Below are 22,484 nucleotides of genomic sequence, written 5' to 3' on the forward strand. Positions count from 1 at the left end.
CGGCATTTTCGATCTCCGGAAGTGCCGCTAACCTCATGATCAACGAGCGTTGTGGGTGGGGTCAGGCGAAGAAGCGGGAGAGGTGGGTGGTGGGTGGGGGATCGGCGTCGGGGGGCAGGGGGGTGAGGTCGGCGAAGATGGAGGCGCCGTCGCAGCCGGCGTGCAGGGGGTACCAGCGCGGGGTGCCCGGCGGGCGCTGAAGGCAGATCCCCTTGATCGTCTGGACGTCCAGCAGCCGGACGTGAGTCGGGTCGGCGACCGCGTTCACGTGCCCCCACCACGGGCTCATCACGTGCAGCACGCCGCCCGGCCGGAGCACCCGGTGGCACTCGTCCACCAGCGGCAGGAAGTCGATCAGGTGCTCCAGGATGTGCACCGCGAAGAACACGTCCACCGAGTCGTCGGCCAGCGGCAGCGAGCCGGACAGGTCCGCCACCGCGTCCACCCCGGGCGCCGGGAAGATGTCCAGCCCCAGGTTGCCCGGCCACTGCTTGGTGGCGCCGCAGCCGAGATCCACCACCACCGGGTCGCGCCCGCCGACCCGGACCCGGCACCAGACACCGAACACCCCGGCCAGCCGGCCGACCAGGTCCCGGACCAGGCGCAACTGCGCCGGCTCGGCGACCTCGCCGCTCAGGTGGGCCACCCCGCGATCGAAGCGCACCTCGACCGCCAGGTCCCGCAGCCGGGCGTCGTGCCGGACCTGATCCGCCCACGCCTCGGCGAGAAAACCGTCGACCGACCGCAGCCGCTCGGCCGAGGGCGCGGTCTGTGCCAACGCGACCATGGGTCACCTCCCGCCGCCCGTTACCCGCATCCACGTCCGATATGCCTGCCGTTGCGGAGGCTCGTCGAACCGTGGCGCCCCGGCCAGGGCCGGGGCCCGGGCCACGGGGCGCGTGTCCCCCGGGCCAGGGGTCCGGGCAGGTTGCGGCCGGGAATCCGGCGGTCAGCCGGCGATGCTCCGCCGGGGACGGCCAGCGGCCCGCATCCGCTGCCGGGGCGGCGGGGTGGCCCGCTTCGGCCGCTTCAGGTGGTAGCGGTGCAGCTCGTTGTTGCCGGGCAGGGACGGGTCCTCGCTCATCGCGACCAACTCCCAGCCCTGGTCACCGGCCCGGTTCAGGTGGGCCAGCGCGGTGTCGCCGTAGGGCGTCACGTCGACCATGGAGCCGTCCGGGCCGTACCAGACGAAGACGACCTCCCAGCCGATGTCGTTGGTCGCCGCCTGGCGGCGGCGGACCAGCAGCGCGTACTCCCACTTGAGCATGGGGTCATTGTCACCCGCCGCGAGCGGGTCGGCACGGATCAATCCTCGGCGATCCGTCCGGCGTCCACCCGCAGCCGCCGGTTGGTGGCCACGGCGTCGAGCATCCGCCGGTCGTGGGTGACCAGCAGCAGCGTGCCGGGGTAGCTGGCCAACGCGGATTCCAGCTGCTCGATGGCGGGCAGGTCGAGGTGGTTGGTCGGCTCGTCCAGCACCAGCAGGTTGACCCCGCGTCCCTGCAACAGGGCGAGCGCCGCCCGGGTCCGCTCGCCCGGCGACAGCGTGGCCGCCGGGCGCAGCACGTGCGCCGCGCGCAGGCCGAACTTGGCCAGCAGGGTCCGCGCGTCCGCCGGCGACAGCTCCGGTACGGCGGCCTGGAACGCGTCGATCAGCGGCTGCCCGCCCAGGAACAGCCCGCGGGCCTGGTCCACCTCGCCGACCACCACCCCGGGGCCGAGGGTGGCGTACCCGGCGTCCAGCGGCAGCCGGCCGAGCAGGGCGGCCAGCAGGGTGGACTTGCCGGAGCCGTTCGCCCCGGTGACCGCGACCCGGTCGGCCCAGTCGATCTGGAGGTTCACCGGCCCGAGGGTGAAGCCGCCGCGGCGTACCACCGCGTCGCGGAGCGCGGCCACGACGGCGCCGGCGCGGGGCGCGGCGGCGATCTCCATCCGCAGCTCCCACTCCTTGCGCGGCTCCTCGACCACCTCCAGCCGCTCGATCAGCCGCGCGGTCTGCTTGGCCTTGGCGGCCTGCTTCTCGGTCGCCTCCGACCGGAACTTCCGGCCGATCTTGTCGTTGTCGGTGGCCTTGCGCCGGGCGTTCTTCACGCCCTTCTCCATCCAGGCCCGCTGGGTCCGGGCCCGCGCCTCCAGCGCCGACCGGGTGTCGGCGTACTCCTCGTAGTCCGCCCGGGCGTGCCGGCGGGCGACCTCGCGCTCCTCCAGGTAGGCCGCGTAGCCGCCGCCGAAGTGGTTGACCTGCTGCTGGGGCAGGTCCAGCTCCAGCAACCGGGTGACGGTACGGGTGAGGAACTCCCGGTCGTGGCTGACCAGCACCGTGCCGGCCCGCAGCCCGGTGACGAACTGCTCCAGCCGCTCCAGCCCGGCCAGGTCCAGGTCGTTGGTCGGCTCGTCGAGCAGGAAGACGTCGTAGCGGCTGAGCAGCAGCGAGGCCAGCCCGGCCCGGGCCGCCTGGCCGCCGGAGAGCCCGGTCATCGGGTGCTCCAGGTCGACCGCGAGGCCCAACTCGGCGGCCACCTGCTCGGCCCGCTCGTCCAGGTCCGCGCCGCCGAGGGCGAGCCAGCGCTCCAGTGCCTCGGCGTACGCGTCGTCGGCGCCCGCCGCGCCGGCGGTGAGCGCCTCGGTGGCGGCGTCCAGCGCGGCCTGCGCGCCGGTCACCCCGGTGCGCCGGGCCAGGAAGCCGCGGACCGTCTCGCCGGGCCGGCGCTCCGGCTCCTGCGGCAGGTGCCCGACGCTCGCGGTGGGCGGGCTGAGCGTGACGCTGCCGGCCTCCACCGGCAGCAACCCGGCGAGGGTACGCAGCAGCGTCGACTTGCCCGCCCCGTTCGGCCCGACCAGGCCGATCACGTCGCCCGGGGCGACCACCAGGTCGAGCCCGGCGAAGAGCGGACGGTCGCCGTGTCCGGCGGCCAGGTCTTTGACGATCATCGTGGCGCTCATGAGGACGCGAGCGTATCCGCCCGGGCGCACGCGAGCCGCCGGCACCGGGCAGACTCGGCGGAGTGGTGACCACACTGGCGATCGACTGCGGCGGCGGCGGGATCAAGGCGTCCGTGCTGGACGAGGCGGGCACGATGCGGGCCCGGCCGCTGCGGGTGCCCACCCCGTACCCGCTGCCGCCGACGCTCTTCGTCAAGACGCTGCTGGACCTCGGCGCCCGGCTGCCCGCGGCGGACCGGCTGACCGTCGGGATGCCCGGCATGATCCGGCACGGCGTGGTGGTGGCCACCCCGCACTACGTCACCCGGTCCGGCCCGCGCAGCAAGGTCCTGCCCGACCTGCTCACCGAGTGGTCCGGGTACGACGCGCGGACCGCCCTCGCCGAGGCGTTCGGGGTGCCCGCGCTGGTGCTCAACGACGCCGAGGTGCACGGCGCCGGGGTGGTCGCCGGGACCGGCTGCGAGCTGGTGCTGACCCTGGGCACGGGGCTGGGCAGCGCGCTCTTCGACGGCGGGGTGCTCGCCCCGCACCTGGAGCTGTCGCACGCCCCGGTGCGCTGGGGCACCACCTACGACACGTACGTGGGTGAGCCGGAGCGCCGCCGGCTCGGCGACGCGTTCTGGTCCCGCCGGATCCGGCAGGTGGTGGAGGGGTTGCGCCCGGTGTTCCGCTGGGACCGGCTCTACCTGGGCGGGGGCAACTCCCGGCTGATCCGGCCCGAGCAGCTGGCCCGGATGGGCGACGACGTGGTGGTGGTGCCGAACAGCGCCGGCATCGTCGGCGGCGTCCGCGCCTGGGAACTGGCCGCCGGCCGGCACGACGCCACCGCCTGAGCTCGAGCGTTCGGGGAACAGTCGCGGTACGGCCGGTGTTGTGCCAGCGTCGGGGGAGTGGCGGCGCGAACGAGGGGGTGGGTGCAATGGATCTTCTGGCCGAGTACCGGCGGGCGACCCTGTTCTTCGAGACCGGTGACCCGACCGGAGCGGCCCGGCTGCTCGAACCGATCGTCGAGGCCGAGCCGGGCAACGCCTCGGTACGCCAGCTGCTGGCCCGGGCCTACTTCCAGTCGGCCCAGCTCAACCGGGCCGAGGAGCAGCTGCGGGAACTGGTCGACCGGGACCCCAGCGACCATTACGCCCACCACGTGCTGGGCCGGACGCTGGAGCGGCTGAACCGGCACACCGACGCGCTGCGGCACCTGCGCATCGCCGCGGCGATGCATTCGGAGAACGACGACTACCGCACCGCCCTGCGCCGGGTCGAGACCCGGGTCGCCGGCGGTCGGTGACGCGGAGACCGGGCGACGCGCCCGGGTTGTGGTCGCAGGGACGGGGCAGCTCGACAGGGCTGCCCCGTCCCTGTCTTCGCGGGCCCTCGGATCCGCGCCCGGAGATGCCGCCGCGGTGCGGCCTACCATCGAACCCATGGGACCTGACCTGCCGGTGGGTGCGGCGTGAAGCTGAAGCTGGACCTGCACGACATCTTCAACAAGGGCCATGACATCGACCGCGCGCTGCGCGGGATCATGGACGAGGCGGTGGCGAAGAAGGCCACCCTCGTCGAGATCATCCCCGGCAAGGGCTCCGGCCAGCTGAAGAAGCGGGTGCTGCGGTTCCTCGACCAGAAGGACGTCAAGCAGCTCTACCACCGGGTCGAGAAGGACTCGAAGAACTTCGGCCGCCTCTTCGTCCACTTCCGCTGGAAGTAAAAGCCCCGGCTTTCCGACCTCCCATGCCACCCCGGGCGTGTTCCCTGACCTGCGGAAACGTCTTCCGTCGGTTTCCGGCATCTTCCGCCGTTACTCGCGCTCGGTTGTGCCGGATCTGTACCACCTGATCATGGCCACACCGGTCGATCCGACCCGGATCCCGGCCTGGCCAGCCGCGCGCGACGGGCCTTCAACGTCGGCGGCGAGCCGTCGAAGCCGCCGACGCCACCTTCCGCGTCCACGACGGCAACCAGCTCCTCACCGAAGTCCCCTGCACCACCACCAAGCCCATCGCCCGGTTCAAGGCCCGTAAACCGGAACCACCACGGCAGACGACGATCGGCAGGCGAAACGGACAATGACCCTCTACCGCCTCGACGGCCGGTGCCATACTCCTCGGATGCCAGACAGAGCCGCAACGACTCGGCTGGTCACAGCGGCGGCAGGCCAGCATCTGCAGCCGCTTGGACTGCACCGGCGAGGCGCATCACGCGTCTGGTTCGATGACCGAGGCTGGTGGCTGATCGTCGTTGAGTTCCAGCCTTCCCGCTCACACGGCACCTACCTCAACGTCGGCGCGATGTGGCTGTGGCATGAACGCGACCACTGGTCATTCAACGACGGCAGCCGCATCTACTGGCGCAACGACACCACCTTTGTCACGCAGCCGCCGATCGGCGAAGCCGGATGGACAAGCCTTCTCGACTTCGTCAACGCCGAGCAATTCACCCGCGACATGGACATGGTCGCCAGGATTGCCGCACAACGGGTCGAGCAACTGCGCAGCCAGTTTCCCGACCCCGCAGCCACCGCTCGCCAACTGGCCTCCCACCCGACCGGGCACGGCGAGTCGCCCTGGTGGCAGGCCTACCACACCGGGAGCGCAGCAGCTCTGGCCGGCGACCCCGACACCGCACGCCACGCATTCCAACGCATCACCGTCGGCAACCTAGACGCGGACTGGGCCCACGACCTCGCCCAGCACGCAAGACAACTTGCTGACCTCGCCGACAACCCGCGTGCTCTGCAGCAGCGCGTCATCGAAGCCATCCACGCCACCCGCCAGCGGCTCAAGCTACCGCCGGCCCCACCCCAGACCATGCCCACACCGCCCGCCTAGCGATCGGGGCGAGAACATCAGCGCGGGCAACTGACCGACTACCCTGACAATGAAGATCGTCTAGCCGGACGTGTCACCCACGTCCCGAGACTGATCACGCAGGTCCTGAGACCCGACACGCCGGCAGCCGGCAGCCGCCGGTTCGGACGCGTGTTCGATATAGCCGCTCCGGGTGGCGGTGCATGATCGCCGGTGGAATCGGGCACGGGCCGCATGGGCCGGCGGGACGTCTGGGTGGCGATCGGTCAGACGGGGCGTGGTGCCGCGCCCGCTCCGGCAGACTGCGCTGAGGACGTCACGATTCGATAATCGAGGAGTCACGAATGCGCCTGACCAAGTACGGCCATTCCTGCGTACGCATCGAGCACGACGGGGGAGTGCTGGTCATCGACCCAGGAGTAGTCAGCGAGCGGGCGGCACTGGACGGCGTGGACGCCGTGCTGATCACCCACGAGCACCCGGACCACGTGCACGTCGAGGCGCTGACCGCCCAGCACGAGCGGCGCCCGTTCACCCTGCACGGGCCGGCGTCGCTGGCCTCCGCTCTGGACGGCCTGGATGGCCTGGCCGACCTGCTCGAGCCGGTGGAGTCGGGCGCAGGTTTCACCGCCGCCGGCATCCCGGTCCGCGCCTACGGCGGGCGACACGCCGTGATCCACCCCGACATCCCGGTGGTGGACAACCTGGCGTACCTGGTCGACGACCGGGTCTACCACCCCGGCGACTCGCTCGTCGTGCCGGAGGACATCCAGATCGACACCCTCTTCCTGCCCATCCACGCCCCGTGGACGAAGTTCTCCGAGTCGCTGGACTTCCTCCGGGCGGTTGGCCCGCGCCGGGCGTACGCGCTGCACGACGGGTACCTCAACGACAACGGGCTGGGCGTGTTGAACGGCAACTTCAGCCGGCTCTACGAGGGGGAGTACCGCCGGCTCGAACCGGGTACGCGGGTCGACGCCTGACCCGGCGATGCCCGGCCCACCCGGAGGGCTGGTGCAGCGGATCTACACCACCTCACCGGACCGGTTCGTCGCGATCCGCGCGGCCACCACGGAGGGTGCCCGCTGGCCAGGAATCTGCCACTGGCCGAGGTGGAGGTGACCCTGAGCGCGCTCTCCGATCCGCCATGGTCCCGCGACCGGTGGCGTCACCGGCTCAACGGCAAGGTGTCTGCCCGCAGTGCATGCCACACCATTCCGACAGGTCCGCTCCACACCCGCCAGCCGCTAGCGTCTCGCCGTGTCTCGAGCCGCCGGGGGTATTCCTTGCCGTTGACAATTGTCTGGCCCCTCCACAGATGGCCCGGACGTACGCAGTGACCTTCGCTCGATCCTCGCCCTGGTCCTCGACTCCCATCGGTCCGACCGTCCCAAGCTCCGCCACAGTCGTCCGGTTTGATCGGCTACACCCAGAGTCTTGATCAATACCGCTGGAAGTAAGAGCCCCGCCTGCCCGACCTCCTGCCGGATCTGTGCGCCAGGGGACAGAGTAAGGGTTGACCCGGCTCGTGGATCCTCCCCACGTTCGCCCGATCTGGCCGCATGGTTTACGCATTACCGTCTAGCATCGGGTAAAACCGACATTGCGGGCGCGGGCGGCACCCTCCCTGCGCGACATTTCAGCGGTTCTGCGGTACCAGCCGGTCTGGCCGGCATGCCGACCGTGGCGCATCGGAAGGACAGCGGCATGAGCTACATCACCGCCAGGGACGGCACCGAGATCTATTACAAGGACTGGGGTGCGGGCCCGGTTGTCACCTTCTCTCACGGTTGGCCGCTGAACGCGGACGCGTGGGACGGGCAGATGCTCTTCCTCATGCAGAACGGTTTCCGGGTCGTCGCGCACGACCGCCGTGGTCACGGCCGGTCGGGCCAAGCCTCCAGCGGCAACGACATGAACGCCTACGCCGACGATCTCGCGGCGGTCATCGAGGCGCTCGACCTCACCGACGTCACGCTGATCGGGCACTCGACCGGCGGTGGCGAGGTGGCGCGCTACATCGGCCGCCACGGAACGGGGCGGGTCGCCAGAGCCGTCCTCATCTCCGCCGTGCCGCCGATCATGGTGCAGACGCCGGACAACCCCGAGGGCCTGCCCATCGCCGTCTTCGACGAGCTACGCGCCAACCTGGTGAAGGACCGGTCGCAGTTCTACCAGGACCTGGCGCAGATGTTCTACGGCGCCAACCGGCAGGGCGCGAAGGTCTCGAAGGGGATCCTCGACCAGTTCTGGCTATGGAGCATGCAGGCCGGCCTGTTGAACGCGTACGAGAGCATCAAGGCCTTCTCCGAGACGGACTTCCGTGACGATCTCGCCAAGTTCGACATCCCCACGCTGGTGCTGCACGGCGAGGACGACCAGATCGTCCCGGTCAAGGACTCGGCGAGAAAGACGGCCCAGCTCATCGCGAACGCCAAGGACATCTACTACCCGGGCGCGCCGCACGGCATCACGGCCACCCTCCAGGACCAGGTCAACAGTGATCTGCTCGCGTTCCTGAGGAGTTGACCGAGGCGACACAGCCTTTGAACTCCCGAGCTGGCCAGGCCCGGCCCCTGCCCCTCCCTGGCCGCTATCGAGGACGCGTAGCCAACCCCTGCGTCCGTACCGTGATCCACTTCCCGAGTGACTCAATCGCTCTCGACACCCCTCACGTGACGCCGGTCTGGTTCGTCTACGCCGACGGCATCTGGTGGATCGGATGCGACGGTCGCAGCGCCAAGGCCCGGAACGTGGCGGCCGACGCTCGGGTGTCCCTGGCCTTGGAGGATGCGACCGCTCCCGTCGTAGCAGAGGGCGTCGCCCACGTGCACCGCGACTTCCCAACCAAAGTCATCGAGGCGTTCGCAGGCAAATACGGAGGGTGGGACGTCAGGCAGCGGGTCATGCTGGAGGGTGACCGGGTGCTGCTGGAGATTCCCGTCCGACGGTGGCTGCTCACGGGCACGGCTCAGTAGTTCATGACAGCCAGCACGCGGTGACGCGATCGGCGCGGGCGCCCGTCGGCAGGGCGCGGTGCCGCCTGCGCGCGGACCAGGGCGTCGGTGAACCGTTCGAAGTCCGCGACCTGACCGCCCGCGGTCAGCCCGACCGTCTCGGACACCTCGGGCAGCGGTGGTGGAGCGGAGACGTCCTGCGTCTCGTACCGCGGTTCGATCCGCGGTGGCAGCCGGCGGAAGCGGTCGCTCATGCGGCCAGGGTGACAGACGGGCGCCAAGGCGGCGGATGCCGCCGGGCGGGAGTGGGCACGGCTGCGACGGCCACTCCCGGTGCCGGTTAGAGCGGATAGGTGCGGGCGACCGCGAGCATCTCCGAGCTGTGCGAGCCGACCACCCCGACGTCCGGTGGGCGGGGCCGGAACCCGGGCAGCGCGTCCAGGCCGTCGCTGGCGTCCATCGCCCGCAACTCCACCCGCTCCGCCTTCGGCGCGAGGGTCAGCGTGACCTCGATGCCCTCGGCGGGCGGGGCGTGGAAGACCACGCCGAAGCCCCACTTGCCCTCCCGCGCCTCGACCGGCACCGGCCGGCCGGCCACCTCGGCGCGCAGCACGGTCGCCGTCGCCGAGTCGACGTGCAGGCTGGCCAGGCGGACCGCGCGTTGCGGGGTGAGCCGCAGCCGCAGGGTGCGCTCGGCGCCGGCGGTGCTGTCGCCGAGCACGTCCAGCTTCGGCGCGGGCAGGTTCGCCGCCTGCGCCGGCCCGCCGAGCAGTTCGGCGTCGCCCAGGCCCGGAAAGTCGTCCGCCACCGAAACCTGACCGTCCACGTACTGGCTGGTCCAGGGCTGCGGGTCGGCCTCGTGGCTGAGCCAGCGGGCCTGGCCGGTGCCCGCGTCGAGGGCGTACATCAGGTGGGTGGGCGCAGGGTGCGCGGCGTCGAACCGGTCGACGGCGAGCCCCACCCCGGCGAACACCACCGCCGCGAGCGCGGCGGCCCCGGCCGGCAGCGCGCCGAGCCGGCGGGCGCGCAGCGCGACCAGTCCCCGCCGGCCGCCGGCCTGCGGGTGCAGCAGGTCTACCACCGGCAGCGCGGCCAGCCCGAGCAGCACCGCGACCAGCGCGGCCACCCCGCCCATCGCCATGCCGAGCGCCGGGAAGAGCAGCACGACCGTTGGCAGCAGGATCACCACGGCCACCGCGCCGGCCACCGTCACCGCGAGCACCGGCCACGGGCCGTCGAGCCGGGTGGCCAGCGCCACCAGCCCGCCGAGCGCGCCGGCCAGGGCCGGCAGGCTGAGCAGGTACGCCCCGCCGGGCACCAGCACGGCGAGCAGCACGCCGAGCAGGGCCAGCCAGCCCAGCGCGCCGACCGCCAGCGCGGCCGGGCCGATCCAGCGGCGGGTCAGCGCGTACCAGGCGAACAGGATGGCGACGGCCAGCGCCACCACCGCCAGCCGGTACCAGGTCGGCCGGTACGGGTCGAGCAGTTCGGCGTAGCCGGGCCGGATCGCGGTGACCGCCGCCCAGAGCAGTTGGGCGGCCACCGGGGCGGCCACGATCGGCACCAGCGTCAGCGCGACGCCGGCGGCCAGCCGGCGCCCGGTGGCGCGGTCCCGCCGGCGGGTCAGCCAGCCGAGGGCGACCACGGCGGCGAGCGCGAGCAGGGCCAGCGGCAGGGTCAGCCAACCGGGGTAGTGGACCAGCCCGCCGGGCACCGGGAAGTAGGTGGCGTCCTGGCCCGCGCGCAGCGTGCCCAGGTCGACCCGGCCGAACTCCCGGGCCAGGCCGAGCGCGTTGTCGCCGTGCTGCTGGAGGCTGGCCCGGTCCAGCGCGGCCGGGGTGTCCAGCGGGGTGTGGTAGATCGCACCGCCGTCGATGTACGCCGAGTTCAGCCCGAGGAAGTCTTCCGCCAGGAACGCGGTGAAGTCGGTGTCGTTGGGCAGCGCCCGGTAGATCTCCACCGCGAACGAGGTGCCCACCGGATGCGGCGCGGCCCGCCCGAAGACGTCCACCAGCTTCGCGTTGTTCCGCGACGTCTCGAACATGATCACCGGGCCGGTGGAGCCGCGGGCCTCCAGGTTGAGCACCACGCCGCCGTCGGCGGCCAGCGGGTGACTGGCGGCGAAGGCCGAGGCGCCGCAGAGGCACGCCTCCTCGGCGTCGGTGAGCACGAAGACGATGTCGTTGCGCGGTCGGGGCCCGGCGGCCAGCGCCCGGGCCACCTCCAGGATGGCGGAGGTGCCGGCGGCGTCGTCGTTGCCGCCCGGGCCGGTCTGCACGGAGTCGTAGTGGGCGACCAGGAAGACCCGGCCGGTCGGGTCGGTGCCGGGCAGCCGGGCCACCACGTTGCGCACCCGGGCCAGGGTGGCGCCGCCGGCCGCGCCGCTGAGCTGGCCGGCCTCCGGGGCGACGGTGTCCTGCACCTCGGTCTCCAGGCCGAGCCCGCGCAGCACCCCCTCGACGTGGGCGCGGACCTGGTCGTTGGCCGGGCTCCCCGCCACGTGCGGCCGGGCGGCGATGACCTCGACGTTCTCGTACGCCCGGTCGGCGCTGAACTCGCCCGCCGGCGCGTCGGCCGGGCGCGGCGCCGGGGTGCGCAGGTCGAGCAGCGTGCCGGCGCCGACGGCGAGCAGCGCGACCAGCGCCGCCGCGGCGGCGAGCAACCGGCGGCGCGGTCGGGCGAACGCCCGGTCGGCGGGGAGCACCGGCGAGCCGGGGCGGGCCGGCGCGTGATCCGGCGCGGGGGTGGGGGGTGCGCCCACGGGAACTCCTCGGGGTGGGACCAGGGTGGGCATCATCCTGCACCGCCGCGGCCGGCAGCGGGACCACCGATCCGCCACGGATCCGGTTTGTCCGTCAACGGGTAGTGATCCGGCCCATCCCGCCCCGCGCCGGGTCCGTCGTGTTGTGTGCGACCGTTGTCTAATACAGGATCAGCAGGGCACTCGGAAGGAGCCCGACATCACCAGCGAACTCCCGCGTCTCGCGGCGGTGACCCGGCCGTACCGGGGGACCGGTCTGGCCGGTTCCTCCGTGGTGCCGTACCCGCACGGCGGCCTGGGACGGCACCCCAACCTGCCGCCCGGTGAGCGGCTGCGGGTGCTGCTGGTCGAGGACGACGAAGGGGACGCCTTCCTGGTCGGCGAGCTGCTCGCCGAGACCAACTCGATGATCGACCTGCTGGTCGCGACCAGCCTGAGCGAGGCCCGGCAGCGGGTGATGGGCGTGGACTGCGTCCTGCTCGACCTCGGCCTGCCGGACGCCCAGGGGCTGGACGGGCTGCGGCAGGTGCTGGAGATGGCCAGCGGCGCCGCGGTCTGCGTGCTGACCGGCCGCTCCGACGAGCACCTGGGCATCGTGGCGGTCGCCGAGGGCGCGCAGGACTACCTGGTCAAGGGGCAGGTCGACGGGGTTCTGCTGACCCGCGCGCTGCGCTACGCGGTGGAGCGCAAGCGGGCCGACGAGAACGCCCGCCGGCTGCGCGAGGTGGAGCTGCGCCAGGCCGAGTCGGCCCGCCTGGAGCGCGGCCTGCTGCCGCAGCCGCTGATGACCACCGACCAGGTCGCGGTGCACGCCTTCTACCGGCCGGGCCGGCACGCCGCGCTGATCGGCGGGGACTTCTACGACGTGGTGCAGACCCGACCGGACCGGCTCGAGCTCATCGTCGGCGACGTCTGCGGGCACGGCGCCGACGAGGCGGCGCTCGGGGTCGAACTGCGGGTGGCCTGGCGGGCGCTGATCCTCGCCGGCGTGCCGGACGACGAGGTGCTGCCGGCGCTGGAGCAGGTGCTGATGAGCGAGCGCCGGTTGCAGGAGATCTTCGCGACCGTGGCCACCGCCCGGCTCGACCTGGACGCCAACCGGGCCACCGTGCGGCTGGCCGGTCACCCGCCGCCGCTGCTGCTCTCCGGCGGCCGGGTCGCGCCGGTGCCGGCGCCCGGCGGCCTGCTGCTGGGCGTACGGCCGCGCCGGCCCGTGGCCTACGACATGGAGTTCGACACCGATGACTGGTCCCTGTTGATGTACACCGACGGCCTGATCGAGGGCCGGATCGGCGAAGGCGACGAACGCCTCGACGTGCCCGGCCTGAGCGAGCTGCTCGCCGCTCCGGCCAGCCGGGCGGTGGCGCTGCCCGAGCTGCCGGCCTGGCTGGTCGGGCGGGCCGAGCAGCTCAACGGGGGCCCGCTCGCCGACGACGTCGCCATGCTGCTGCTCAGCCGGGGCGGTGGCCGGTGACCGCGAACACCCGCGGCTGGACCCTGCGCCAGCGGGTCGTCACGCTGCTGGCCGTGGTCGGGTTGCTGCTGATCGGCCTCGCGGTCGCCGAGGCGTCCGTGGCCGCCCAGAACCGCGCCAAGACCGACGCCGTGCTCAACCAGACCGCCCCGCTGCGGGTGCAGTCGCAGGAGCTGCTCAACGCGCTGCTGGACCAGGAGACCGCGGTGCGTGGCTTCGCGGTCAGCGGCGACCGGGCCGACCTGGCCCCGTACGACGCCGGCGTGAAGCTGGAACGGGATCGGGTCGTCTCGATGCGGGCGCTGCTGGACGACTATCCGGAGATCGGCGAGGAGCTGCGCCAGGTCGAGAGCCGGGCCGAGCAGTGGCGGCAGGCGGTCGCCCTGCCCGTGATCACCACGACCGAGCAGAGCGGCACGGCAGCCGGGCAGGCGCTCGTCACCGACCAGGCCCGCCAGCAGTTCGACCAGGTCCGGGCCGCGGTGAACGCCCTCCAGGAGGAGATCTCCGCCGCCCGGGACCGCAGCGCCCGGGACGTGCAGCGGACCGGCAACCTGCTGGTCGTCCTGCTGATCGTGGCCGCGCTGGTGGTGGTGGTCACCGGGGTCGTGCTGCTGGTCTCCCTGGACCGGATGGTGGTCCGTCCGCTGACCACCCTCGCCGACCAGGTGCGGGAGGTCGCCGAGGGCGACTACCAGCACGGCATCGTCGGCGCCGGCCCGCCGGAGTTCCTCCGCCTCGCCGACGACGTGGACGCGATGCGCCGGAAGATCGCCGCGGACCTGGCCGAGGTGCGCGAGGCCCGGGAACGCATCGAGTGGGTCAACAGCCAGCTGCAGAAGCAGGCCGAGGAGCTGACCCGGTCCAACCGCGACCTGGAGCAGTTCGCGTACGTGGCCTCGCACGACCTGCAGGAGCCGCTGCGCAAGGTGGCCAGCTTCTGCCAGCTGCTCCAGCGCCGCTACGCGGGGCAGCTCGACGAGCGGGCCGACCAGTACATCGCCTTCGCGGTCGACGGCGCGCAGCGGATGCAGCGGCTGATCAACGACCTGCTCGCCTTCTCCCGGATCGGCCGGCTCACCGCCGGCTTCACCGAGGTCGACCTGAACAAGGTGATGGGCGACGTGGCCGGGCAGACCGAGGCGGCCCGGCAGTACGCCGACGCCGAGCTGACCTGGTCCGAGCTGCCGGTGATCCGCGGCGAGGAGCCGCTGCTGACCAACCTGCTCGCCAACCTGGTCAGCAACTCGATCAAGTTCCGCCGTCCCGACGTGCGGCCCCAGGTGCACGTCTCGGCCCGCCTGGTCGGCGACGAGTGGGAGATCACCTGCCAGGACAACGGCATCGGGATCGAGCCGGAGTTCGCCGACAAGATCTTCGTCATCTTCCAGCGGCTGCACGCCAAGGACGCCTACCCGGGCACCGGGATCGGCCTGGCGATCGTCAAGAAGATCGTCGAGTACCACGGCGGCCGGGTCTGGGTGGACACCGACGTCGAGGAGGGGACCGCGATCCGGTTCACCCTCCCGGCGTTGCCGGAGGACGTCGCGGCGGCGACCGCGGCCACCGAGGCGCCGGACGAGACCCCGGTGACGGCCGAGGGGGAGCCGGCGACCGCGCCGGACGCCTCGGCCGGCGAGGTGGTGCCCGAGCAGGCCGGACGGGCCGAGGAAGCGCAGCCGGCGGACGGCCCCCGGGGCGCGCCGGACGAGGGTAGAACGGGTGGCATGAAGGAGACCGTGGGATGACCGCGCCGGCAGACGGCAAGAGCCCGATCGAGGTCCTGCTCGTCGAGGACGACCCGGGTGACGTGTTGATGACCCAGGAGGCGTTCGAGGAGCACAAGCTCCGCAACCGGCTGACCGTGGTCTCCGACGGCGCCGAGGCGCTGGCCTACCTGCGTCGCGAGGGCCGGTACGCGGACGCGGTCATCCCCGATCTGATCCTGCTCGACCTGAACCTGCCCAAGCGGGACGGCCGGGAGGTGCTCGAGGAGATCAAGAAGGACGAGCAGCTCTGTCGGATCCCGGTGGTGGTGCTGACCACCTCGCAGGCCGACGAGGACATCCTGCGCAGCTACCAGCTGCACGCCAACGCGTACGTCACCAAGCCGGTGGACTTCGAGCGGTTCATCTCGGTGGTCCGGCAGATCGACGAGTTCTTCGTCAGCGTGGTGAAGCTGCCGCCGCGTGGCTGACACCCTGCTCGACGACGTCGGCGGGCTGCTGCGCGAGACCGCCGACCAGGTCGTGCTGCCGTTGTTCCGCAAGCTGGACGACGCCGACGTGGCCGAGAAGGCGCCCGGCGAGATCGTCACCGTCGCCGACCGGCGGGCCGAGGAGACGATCTCGGCGACGCTGCGCCGGCTGCGCCCCGGCTCGGTGGTGGTCGGCGAGGAGGCGGTGGCCGACGACCCGGGCCTGCTGCGCCACCTGCGCGGGACGGGTGACGTCTGGCTGGTCGACCCGGTCGACGGCACCTCGAACTTCGCCGCCGGCCGGCGGCCGTTCGCGCTGATGGTGGCGCTGCTGACCGACGGCGAGCCGGCCGCCGCGTGGGTGCTCGACCCGCTCGCCGACACGCTGGCCACCGCCCGTGCCGGCGAGGGCACCTGGCTGGACGGGCGGCCGCTGCGCACCACCCGGGAGGCGCCGCCGGTCGGTGAGCTGCGGGGTGCGGCGATGACCCGGTTCCTGCCGCCGGCCTCCCGGGCCACCGTCGACACGGGGGCCGGGCGGTTCGGCGAGCTGCTTCCCGGCCAGCACTGCGCCGGCCGGGAGTACCTCGACGTCCTCCTCGGCGACCAGCAGTTCGTGCTCTTCTGGCGGACCCTGCCCTGGGACCACGGCCCGGGCACGCTGCTGGTCCGGGCGGCGGGCGGGGTGGCCCGGCGCTTCGACGGCACCGACTACCACCCGGCCGACGAGGGGCACGGTCTGCTGGTCGCCGCGAACGACGCGATCTGGACCGAGGTCCGCGACGCGCTTCTCGGCGGCTGACCGCAGCGGTCCGCGACCGGGTCGACACGCGCTGTCGAAGATCGATGGCGTGGCGGCTCACGGGCCTGGTCAAGACCCGCCGGTCCGGTATCCTGACCGCCGGTCTCCGCCAGCAGGCCGCCAACCGGCGCCGGCGGTGACCGCCGCCGCGCAGCGGTACCACGGGGGTCGGCGGCTGACGGAAGGATGCAGTCGTGCCCAGGACCATGCCCGTCGGGCGTCGTGGCCGCCGCCCGCTGATCGCCCTGCTCGCCGCCCTCGCGCTGCTGCTCGGCATGGGCGCCGTGCCGGCGTACGCGGAGCCGAACGAGGGCGGCACCAAGAAGCTGCGGGACGCCCTGGAGGCCACCGCGAAGGCGCACCTCGAGGCCAAGTCGAAGCTCGACAATTCCAAGCGCCGGCAGAAGGCGCTGGTGGGCGAGCTGGTCGGCCTGGAGGCCCGGTTGGGTGACCTGTCCGTCCAGGTCGCCGAGGTGGCCGCGCAGTCCTACCGGGTGGGCCGGCTCACCCCGGCGTCGATGCTGCTCAACAGCGCCTCCCCGGAGGCGTTCCTGGAGCGGGCGGCGAACCTCGACCTGATGGCGCAGCGCGACAGCAAGCGGCTGCGCGAGCTGGCCGAGGCGCGCGAGCAGGCGCGGCAGGCCAAGATCGCACTCGACGCCGAGGTGCGCGAGCAGCAGAAGCAGCTCGCCGTGATGGCGAAGAAGAAGAAGGAGGCCGAGGCCGCCCTGGCCGCGGTCAGCTCGGGCGGCAGCGGCGGCTTCAGCGGCGCCAGTTCCAGCTCGGCGAGACCGGCACCGCGCAACCCGGACGGGTCCTGGCCGTCGGAGTCCTGCTCGGTCAACGACCCGACCACCTCCGGATGCATCACGCCGCGCACCCTCAACGCCCTCCAGCAGACGAAGGCCGCCGGCTACAAGCGCTACGTCTCCTGCTACCGCAGCGGCGGCTCCGGCGAGCATCCGAAGGGCCGGGCCTGTGACTTCTCCGCCGCCGCCGGCGGGTTCGAGGACAGGACCGCCACCGGCGGGGACAAGGCGTACGGGGACAGCCTGGCCGCCTGGCACGTGCGCAACGCCAGCCGGCTCGGCGTGCTCTACGTGATCTGGTACCGGCAGATCTGGCATCCGGGCACCGGCTGGCGGTCGTACAGTGGGGGCGGCAGTCCGGCCGCAGACCACACGAACCATGTTCATCTCTCGATGTACTGACCCGGAGCGGCAGGTTCGCTGCGTACCATCGCGACGGTGAACTCCCCATCGCCCGACGTCGCGGTCCCGCCCGCGCGGCCCGAGCCGGCGACCGGCCGGGCCCTGCCCAACGGCCTCGCCGCGTTCCTGGTCTTCTTCTCCAGCGGCGCCGTCCTGGTGCTGGAGACGGTCGCGCTACGCCTGGTCGGTCCGTACGTCGGGGTGACCCTCCAGGTGACCAGCTCGGTCATCGGCATCGCGCTGGCCGCCATCGCCTACGGGGCGTGGTCCGGCGGCTGGCTGGCCGACCGGCGGGACCCGCGCACCCTGCTGGCCCCGGCGCTGGTGCTGGCCGGCATCGCCACCGCGGTCACCCTGCCGGTGGTCCGGTACTCCGGTGAGGTGCTGCGCGGCGGAGCGGCGACCGCCATCCTGCTGCTCGTCGCGCTCGCCGTCTTCGTGCCGGCGGCGCTGCTCGCCGCGGTCACCCCGCTGGTGGTCAAGCTGCAGCTCGCCGACCTGCGCCGCACCGGCCAGGTGGTCGGCCGGCTCTCCGGGATCGGCACGCTGGGCGGCATCACGGCCACCCTGGGCACCGGGTTCGTGCTGGTCGCCGCCCTGCCCAGCACGGTGATCCTGTTCGCCCTGGCGGCCGCGCTCGGCGTCACCGGGCTCGCCCTCGGGGTCTACCTGCGCCGCCAGGACCGCACCGCCACGCCCGGCCCGGCCCGGGCCAAGGCCGCGCTGGCGGTGCTCGGCCTGGTCGGGGCGGGGCTGACCACCGTCGCCCCGAACCCGTGCGACATCGAGACGGCGTACCACTGCGCCCGGGTCGAGTCCGACGCCGGCCGGGGCACCGGCCGGACCCTGCTGCTCAACTCGGCCCAGCACTCCTACGTGGACCTCGCCGACCCGACCCACCTGGAGTACGCCTACACCCAGTGGATCGGGGCGGTGGCCGACGTGGTGGCGCCGCCGGGGCGGCGGCTGGACGCGCTGCACCTGGGCGGGGGCGGGTTCACCGTGCCCCGCTACCTGACCGCGACCCGGCCGGGCACCGACAACGTGGTCTTCGAGATCGACGGCGGCCTGGTCGACCTGGGCGAGCGCGAGCTGGGCGTACGCCAGGGGCCGGAGCTGCGGGCGGTGGTGGGTGACGCCCGGATGCTGGTGGCCGGGGAACCGGGGGACAGCCGTGACCTGGTGGTCGGCGACGCGTTCGGGCACCTGGTGGTGCCCTGGCACCTGGCCACCCGGGAGATGGCGGCGGAGATCCGCCGGGTCACCCGGCCGGGCGGCGTCTACGTGCAGAACGTCATCGACTACCCGCCGCTGCGCTTCATCCGCAGCGAACTGGCCACCGTCGCCGCCGAGTTCCGGCACGTCGCCCTAGTCGCCCCGCCGGCCGCGCTCGCCGGCGAGCAGGGCTCCAACTTCCTCATCGTCGCCTCCGACACCCCGCTGCCGCTGGACGCGGTGCGGGCCCGGCTGGACACCCTCGACGAGCCGGTGAGCCTGCTGACCGGCGCCGAGCTGAGCGACTTCGTCGGCGACGCGCTGGTGCTCACCGACGACTACGCCCCGGTGGACCAACTGCTGGCCACCGCCTGAACGGGTGACTTTGCTGACCGATTCCGACCCTGGAGGTGTAGCCCCGGCCCTCCCGGGCAACAACGCTGACCATGGGTGGTGGGGTCCGGAACGGTGCGCAACTGCTCGGTGAGCGCTATCGGCTGATCGAGCAGCTCGGCGCGGGTGGCATGTCCGTGGTCTGGCGCGGCTACGACGAGGTGCTCGGCCGGCAGGTGGCGATCAAGGTGCTCGCCTCCCGGCTCGCCAGCGACCGGGCCTTCCGGCACCGGATCCGGATCGAGGCGCAGGCCGCCGCGCGGCTCTGCCACCCCAACATCACCAACGTGTACGACTACGGCGAGTCCGAGCAGGTCGGGCTGACCGTGCCGTACGTGGTGATGGAACTGGTCGACGGCGAGTCGCTGAGCGGCCGGCTGCGCCGCGGCGGGCAGCTGCCCTGGCGGGAGGCGGTGACCGTCGGCGCGGAGGTCGCCTCGGCGCTGGCCACCGCGCACGCCCGCGGGGTGGTGCACCGCGACGTCACCCCGGGCAACGTGATGCTGACCTCCACCGGGGTGAAGGTGGTCGACTTCGGCATCTCCGCGCTGGTCGGGGAGAGCGAGAAGGGGCCGGACGGCGCCCTGCTCGGCACGCCGGCCTACCTGGCGCCCGAGCGGATGGACAACGGCCAGGTCTCGCCGGCCACCGACGTGTACGCGGTCGGCCTGCTGCTCTACCGGATGCTCACCGGCCGGCTGCCCTGGCAGGCCAGCACCACCACCGAGATGCTGCGTGCGCACATGTACAACGACCCCGAGCCGATGCCGCCGGTGTCGGGGCTGGCCGACGAGGTCGCCGACCTGGTGCGCCGCTGCCTGGCCAAGCGCCCCGAGGAACGGCCGGCCACCGCCGAGGTGGCCCGCACCCTCGCCGAGGCGGCCGGCATGATCCCGGCGGTGCCGGTCTCCCCGGCGGCCGCGCCGGCCGACCCCGCCGTGCTGGCCAGCGCCGGCACCACCATCCTGCCCTGGTCGGCGGCGACCGACGCGCTGCCGTTCTCGCGTACCCGCAACCGGCGGACGGTGGCCCGGCGCCGGAAGGTGGAGGCCGGGGTGGCCGCCGCCGGCCTGGTCGCGGTGACCGCGACGATGTGGGGGCTGACCTCGCGCAGCCCGGCCAGCGGCGGCGTCGACGAGCCCACGCCGGCCCGGATGGGCGTGGAGAAGCCGGCCCCGTGCCGGGTCGCGTACGCGTTGCGCACGGACACAGGCAAGGACTTCACCGCCGAACTGACCCTGACCAACACCGGTGACCGGGAACTGCGTGACTGGACGATGCGCTTCACCTTCCCGGGCCAGCAGACGGTGACGAAGGCGGCACCGGCGCCGGTGAGCCAGCAGGGGAACAGCGTCACCGTGCGGCCGGCGCCGGAGCGGGCCACGCTGGCGCCCGGTGCCGCCGAGAAGCTCGCCCTGACCGGCCGGCACACCGGCGTGAACCCGCTGCCGTTGGAGTTCCGCCTCGGCGACGAGACCTGCGCGGTGCAGGTCTCCGGCGTGGCCGGCACGGTGCCGAGCACGGCCCCGGCCAAGCCCCCGGCCACCAAGGCCCCGCCGAAGAAGACGGCCACCACCAAGGCGGGCGGCGGCACCACGGCGAAGTCCGACAACTCCGGCAAGGGCAAGGGCAAGGGGTCGGGTGGTGGCTCGGGAAAAGGGGGACGGTAGGAAAGGGCCACGGGAAGGGTGACGGCCGGAAGGGCGGATGAGCTCAGCTGAGCGCAGAGAACCGCTGCACCTGCTGGATGCTCCCCTCGACGATCAGCGTGCTGCCGGGGAGGACCGTGGTGTCGTCCGTGGCGTAGCGGAACCGTTCGCCCGGTAGCTGCACTCCCACCACCCGTACGCCGTGCCGCTCGGCCGGCCGGACGTCCGCCAGCGAATGCCCGACCAGGCTCTCCGGGGCGCGCACCTTGGCGATGGCGAAGTCCTCGCCGAACTCGATGAAGTCGAGCATGTTGCTGACGATCAGGTGGGCCACCCGTTCACCGGTCTCCGCCTCGGGGAAGATCACGTGGTGCGCGCCGACCGAGCCCAGGATCTTGGCGTGCTTGGTCGAGGTGGCCCGGGCCCAGATCTGCGGCACGCCCAGCTCGACCAGGGCCAGCACGGCGAGCACGCTCGCCTCGACCGAGGCGCCGATGGCGACCACCGCGCTCTGGAATTCCGTCACGCCGAGCTGGCGTAGCGCGTCCTCCTCGGTGGCGTCGGTCTGCACCACCCGGTCGAGCTGTTCCGACCAGCGCTGCACCAGGTCGGGGTTGCGGTCGACGGCCAGCACCTCGTGGCCGAGCTGGGTCAGCGACTCGGCCAGGTAGCCGCCGAACCGGCCCAGCCCGATCACCAGGATGCCGCCTTCGTTCCTGCTGTCATCCGACAATGGGTTGCTCCTCAGGATAGCGGTAGAGCCGCCGTCGGGTGTTCAGGGCGATCGCCGACCCGAGGGTGAGCGGCCCGACGCGGCCGATGTACATCAGGGCGATGAGGGCGAGCTGGCCGCTCTCCGGCAGGTTGGGGGCGACCCCGACGGAGAGCCCGGTGGTGGTGAACGCCGAGGTCACCTCGAACAGCGCGGCGTAGTAGGGGACGCCCTCGGTCATCACGATCAGCCCCACCGTGCCGCCGACCACCAGCGCGACGCTGAGCAGCGCCACGGTGATCGCCTGCCGCTGGCTGGCGGTGGCCACCCGACGGCGCCCGATCGTCACGTCCGGCTCGCCGCGCAGCTCCGCCCAGATGACGAAGGCGAGCAGGAAGAACGTGGTCACCTTGATCCCGCCGGCGGTGCTGGCGCTGCCGCCGCCGATGAACATCAGCGCGATGATGGTTGGGTAGCTCTCCTCGCCGAGGCCGCCGGTGTCGACCACGTTGAACCCGCCGGTGCGGATGAAGGCGTCCTGGGTGAACGCCGCGAGCAGCTTTCCGGGCCAGCCGAGCTGGCCGATGGTGCGCGGGTTGCCCCACTCGACGGCGAGCAGGGCGAGGAAGCCGACCAAGAGCAGCACCGCGCTGCCCCAGACGGTCAGCTTGGTGGCCACCGCCCAGCGCCCCGGCTGCCGCCACTCGCGCACCGCTTCGAAGAGCGCCGGGAAGCCCAGACCGCCGATGATCGCGCCGAGGGCCAGCGGCAGGGTTACCCAGGCGTCGGTGGAGAAGCCGACCAGGTTGTCGGAGTAGAGCGCGAACCCGCCGTTGTTGAAGCCCTGCACGGCGTGGAAGACGCCGTGCCAGGCCGCTTGGCCGAGCGGGTAGTCGTAGGCGGCGGCCAGCCGGACGGTGAGGATCGCGGCGATCACCGTCTCGCAGACCAGCGAGGTGGCCGCGATGCGCATCAGCAGCCGGCGTACGTCGCCGAAGCCGAACTCCTGGGTCTCGGCCTGGACCAGCAGCCGGTTGCGCAGCCCGAGTCGCCGGGCCACCACCAGGATGACCAGGGTGGCGCCGGTGACGATGCCGAGCCCGCCGACCTGGGTGAGCACGGTGATCATCACGAGCCCGAACTCGTTCCAGTAGTTCGGGGTGTCGACCACCGCCATGCCGGTCACCGACACCGCCGAGGTCGCGGTGAACAGCGCGGTGACGAACGGGGTGTACCGGTGTTCGCTGGTCGCCCAGGGCAGCATCAGCAGGCCGGTGCCGAGCAGGATCGTCGCCAGGAAGCCGAACGGCACCAGCCGCACGGGGTGACGAAAGAACCGGCGCACCAGACAATCTTCCTGTTC

At 72.7% G+C, this 22,484-nt stretch carries 20 protein-coding genes and 1 pseudogene; 14 read left to right on the plus strand and 7 right to left on the minus strand.

Annotation, left to right across the window (positions count from 1 at the left end; all coding sequences use genetic code 11):
• Nucleotides 1-61 precede the first annotated feature (61 nt).
• From ACVCAH_RS02010 to ACVCAH_RS02020, 3 genes and pseudogenes are all read right to left on the minus strand, one after another.
• On the minus strand, nt 62-787 hold the full coding sequence (locus tag ACVCAH_RS02010) for a methyltransferase domain-containing protein (RefSeq protein ID WP_447134291.1): 726 nt from the start codon (nt 785-787) through the stop codon (nt 62-64).
• 234 nt (nt 788-1,021) lie between these two features.
• Nucleotides 1,022-1,267: pseudogene (locus ACVCAH_RS02015) on the minus strand (hypothetical protein); the annotation flags it as partial.
• Between the two features lie 38 nt (nt 1,268-1,305).
• Complete coding sequence (locus tag ACVCAH_RS02020; RefSeq protein ID WP_447134292.1) at nt 1,306-2,943, minus strand: ABC-F family ATP-binding cassette domain-containing protein; 1,638 nt, start codon at nt 2,941-2,943, stop codon at nt 1,306-1,308.
• A 62-nt stretch (nt 2,944-3,005) separates the two neighbouring features.
• Between ACVCAH_RS02020 and ACVCAH_RS02025 the strand changes: the two genes are divergently transcribed.
• The 7 genes from ACVCAH_RS02025 to ACVCAH_RS02055 all read left to right on the plus strand — a co-directional run bounded on the left by ACVCAH_RS02025 (nt 3,006) and on the right by ACVCAH_RS02055 (nt 8,728).
• The gene (locus ACVCAH_RS02025) at nt 3,006-3,776 is read left to right on the plus strand and encodes an ROK family protein (protein WP_447134293.1); all 771 of its coding nucleotides are present in this window, start codon (nt 3,006-3,008) and stop codon (nt 3,774-3,776) included.
• 86 nt (nt 3,777-3,862) lie between these two features.
• Nucleotides 3,863-4,231, plus strand: coding sequence for a tetratricopeptide repeat protein (locus ACVCAH_RS02030; protein WP_447134294.1), 369 nt, complete (start codon nt 3,863-3,865; stop codon nt 4,229-4,231).
• Nucleotides 4,232-4,396: 165 nt separating this feature from the next.
• Complete coding sequence (locus ACVCAH_RS02035; RefSeq protein WP_013736060.1) at nt 4,397-4,651, plus strand: Smr/MutS family protein; 255 nt, start codon at nt 4,397-4,399, stop codon at nt 4,649-4,651.
• Nucleotides 4,652-5,051: 400 nt separating this feature from the next.
• Nucleotides 5,052-5,771, plus strand: coding sequence for a hypothetical protein (locus ACVCAH_RS02040; protein WP_447134295.1), 720 nt, complete (start codon nt 5,052-5,054; stop codon nt 5,769-5,771).
• Between the two features lie 323 nt (nt 5,772-6,094).
• The gene (locus ACVCAH_RS02045) at nt 6,095-6,733 is read left to right on the plus strand and encodes an MBL fold metallo-hydrolase (RefSeq protein ID WP_447134296.1); all 639 of its coding nucleotides are present in this window, start codon (nt 6,095-6,097) and stop codon (nt 6,731-6,733) included.
• A gap of 691 nt (nt 6,734-7,424) precedes the next feature.
• Entirely contained in the window at nt 7,425-8,279 is an 855-nt protein-coding gene (locus ACVCAH_RS02050) for an alpha/beta fold hydrolase (protein ID WP_447134362.1), read from the plus strand.
• A gap of 101 nt (nt 8,280-8,380) precedes the next feature.
• Complete coding sequence (locus ACVCAH_RS02055; protein ID WP_447134297.1) at nt 8,381-8,728, plus strand: pyridoxamine 5'-phosphate oxidase family protein; 348 nt, start codon at nt 8,381-8,383, stop codon at nt 8,726-8,728.
• On the opposite strand, the gene ACVCAH_RS02060 is transcribed toward ACVCAH_RS02055, so the two are convergent.
• Nucleotides 8,722-8,961: a hypothetical protein gene (locus ACVCAH_RS02060; RefSeq protein WP_447134298.1), complete on the minus strand. Its 240-nt coding sequence runs from the start codon at nt 8,959-8,961 to the stop codon at nt 8,722-8,724. The genes ACVCAH_RS02055 and ACVCAH_RS02060 overlap by 7 nt on opposite strands.
• An 86-nt stretch (nt 8,962-9,047) precedes the next feature.
• Complete coding sequence (locus ACVCAH_RS02065) at nt 9,048-11,468, minus strand: M28 family peptidase (RefSeq protein WP_447134299.1); 2,421 nt, start codon at nt 11,466-11,468, stop codon at nt 9,048-9,050.
• Nucleotides 11,469-11,697: 229 nt separating this feature from the next.
• Between ACVCAH_RS02065 and ACVCAH_RS02070 the strand changes: the two genes are divergently transcribed.
• From ACVCAH_RS02070 to ACVCAH_RS02100, 7 genes are all read left to right on the plus strand, one after another.
• A complete protein-coding gene (locus ACVCAH_RS02070) occupies nt 11,698-12,942 on the plus strand; it encodes a PP2C family protein-serine/threonine phosphatase (protein ID WP_447134300.1) in 1,245 nt (414 codons plus the stop codon).
• A complete protein-coding gene (locus ACVCAH_RS02075; RefSeq protein WP_447134301.1) occupies nt 12,939-14,690 on the plus strand; it encodes a sensor histidine kinase in 1,752 nt (583 codons plus the stop codon). Before ACVCAH_RS02070 ends, ACVCAH_RS02075 begins: the two co-directional genes overlap by 4 nt.
• On the plus strand, nt 14,687-15,139 hold the full coding sequence (locus ACVCAH_RS02080) for a response regulator (protein ID WP_447134302.1): 453 nt from the start codon (nt 14,687-14,689) through the stop codon (nt 15,137-15,139). Before ACVCAH_RS02075 ends, ACVCAH_RS02080 begins: the two co-directional genes overlap by 4 nt.
• Complete coding sequence (locus tag ACVCAH_RS02085; RefSeq protein ID WP_447134303.1) at nt 15,132-15,941, plus strand: inositol monophosphatase family protein; 810 nt, start codon at nt 15,132-15,134, stop codon at nt 15,939-15,941. Before ACVCAH_RS02080 ends, ACVCAH_RS02085 begins: the two co-directional genes overlap by 8 nt.
• Nucleotides 15,942-16,147: 206 nt before the next feature.
• On the plus strand, nt 16,148-17,152 hold the full coding sequence (locus ACVCAH_RS02090) for a coiled-coil domain-containing protein (protein ID WP_447134363.1): 1,005 nt from the start codon (nt 16,148-16,150) through the stop codon (nt 17,150-17,152).
• 36 nt (nt 17,153-17,188) lie between these two features.
• A complete protein-coding gene (locus tag ACVCAH_RS02095) occupies nt 17,189-18,742 on the plus strand; it encodes a fused MFS/spermidine synthase (RefSeq protein WP_447134304.1) in 1,554 nt (517 codons plus the stop codon).
• 71 nt (nt 18,743-18,813) lie between these two features.
• The gene (locus ACVCAH_RS02100; RefSeq protein ID WP_447134305.1) at nt 18,814-20,430 is read left to right on the plus strand and encodes a serine/threonine-protein kinase; all 1,617 of its coding nucleotides are present in this window, start codon (nt 18,814-18,816) and stop codon (nt 20,428-20,430) included.
• A 43-nt stretch (nt 20,431-20,473) separates the two neighbouring features.
• Here the strand turns inward: ACVCAH_RS02100 and ACVCAH_RS02105 are convergent, their stop codons facing one another.
• Together ACVCAH_RS02105 and ACVCAH_RS02110 are read right to left on the minus strand one after the other, a co-directional pair.
• Nucleotides 20,474-21,106, minus strand: a complete 633-nt coding sequence (locus ACVCAH_RS02105) for a potassium channel family protein (protein ID WP_447134364.1) — start codon at nt 21,104-21,106, stop codon at nt 20,474-20,476.
• Between the two features lie 25 nt (nt 21,107-21,131).
• The gene (locus ACVCAH_RS02110) at nt 21,132-22,466 is read right to left on the minus strand and encodes a TrkH family potassium uptake protein (protein WP_447134306.1); all 1,335 of its coding nucleotides are present in this window, start codon (nt 22,464-22,466) and stop codon (nt 21,132-21,134) included.
• Nucleotides 22,467-22,484 lie beyond the last annotated feature (18 nt).

Source organism: Micromonospora sp. LZ34 (genome assembly GCF_052981855.1).

What these genes read in the sequence shown, in the direction of transcription:
- ACVCAH_RS02100 (WP_447134305.1), top strand. Translation starts at nt 18,814, where the DNA reads ATGGGTGGTGGGGTCCGGAACGGTGCGCAACTGCTCGGTGAGCGCTAT.
- ACVCAH_RS02060 (WP_447134298.1), bottom strand. Translation starts at nt 8,961, where the DNA reads ATGAGCGACCGCTTCCGCCGGCTGCCACCGCGGATCGAACCGCGGTAC.
- ACVCAH_RS02030 (WP_447134294.1), top strand. Translation starts at nt 3,863, where the DNA reads ATGGATCTTCTGGCCGAGTACCGGCGGGCGACCCTGTTCTTCGAGACC.
- ACVCAH_RS02050 (WP_447134362.1), top strand. Translation starts at nt 7,425, where the DNA reads ATGCCGACCGTGGCGCATCGGAAGGACAGCGGCATGAGCTACATCACC.
- ACVCAH_RS02020 (WP_447134292.1), bottom strand. Translation starts at nt 2,943, where the DNA reads ATGAGCGCCACGATGATCGTCAAAGACCTGGCCGCCGGACACGGCGAC.
- ACVCAH_RS02090 (WP_447134363.1), top strand. Translation starts at nt 16,148, where the DNA reads ATGCCCGTCGGGCGTCGTGGCCGCCGCCCGCTGATCGCCCTGCTCGCC.
- ACVCAH_RS02040 (WP_447134295.1), top strand. Translation starts at nt 5,052, where the DNA reads ATGCCAGACAGAGCCGCAACGACTCGGCTGGTCACAGCGGCGGCAGGC.
- ACVCAH_RS02010 (WP_447134291.1), bottom strand. Translation starts at nt 787, where the DNA reads ATGGTCGCGTTGGCACAGACCGCGCCCTCGGCCGAGCGGCTGCGGTCG.
- ACVCAH_RS02045 (WP_447134296.1), top strand. Translation starts at nt 6,095, where the DNA reads ATGCGCCTGACCAAGTACGGCCATTCCTGCGTACGCATCGAGCACGAC.
- ACVCAH_RS02080 (WP_447134302.1), top strand. Translation starts at nt 14,687, where the DNA reads ATGACCGCGCCGGCAGACGGCAAGAGCCCGATCGAGGTCCTGCTCGTC.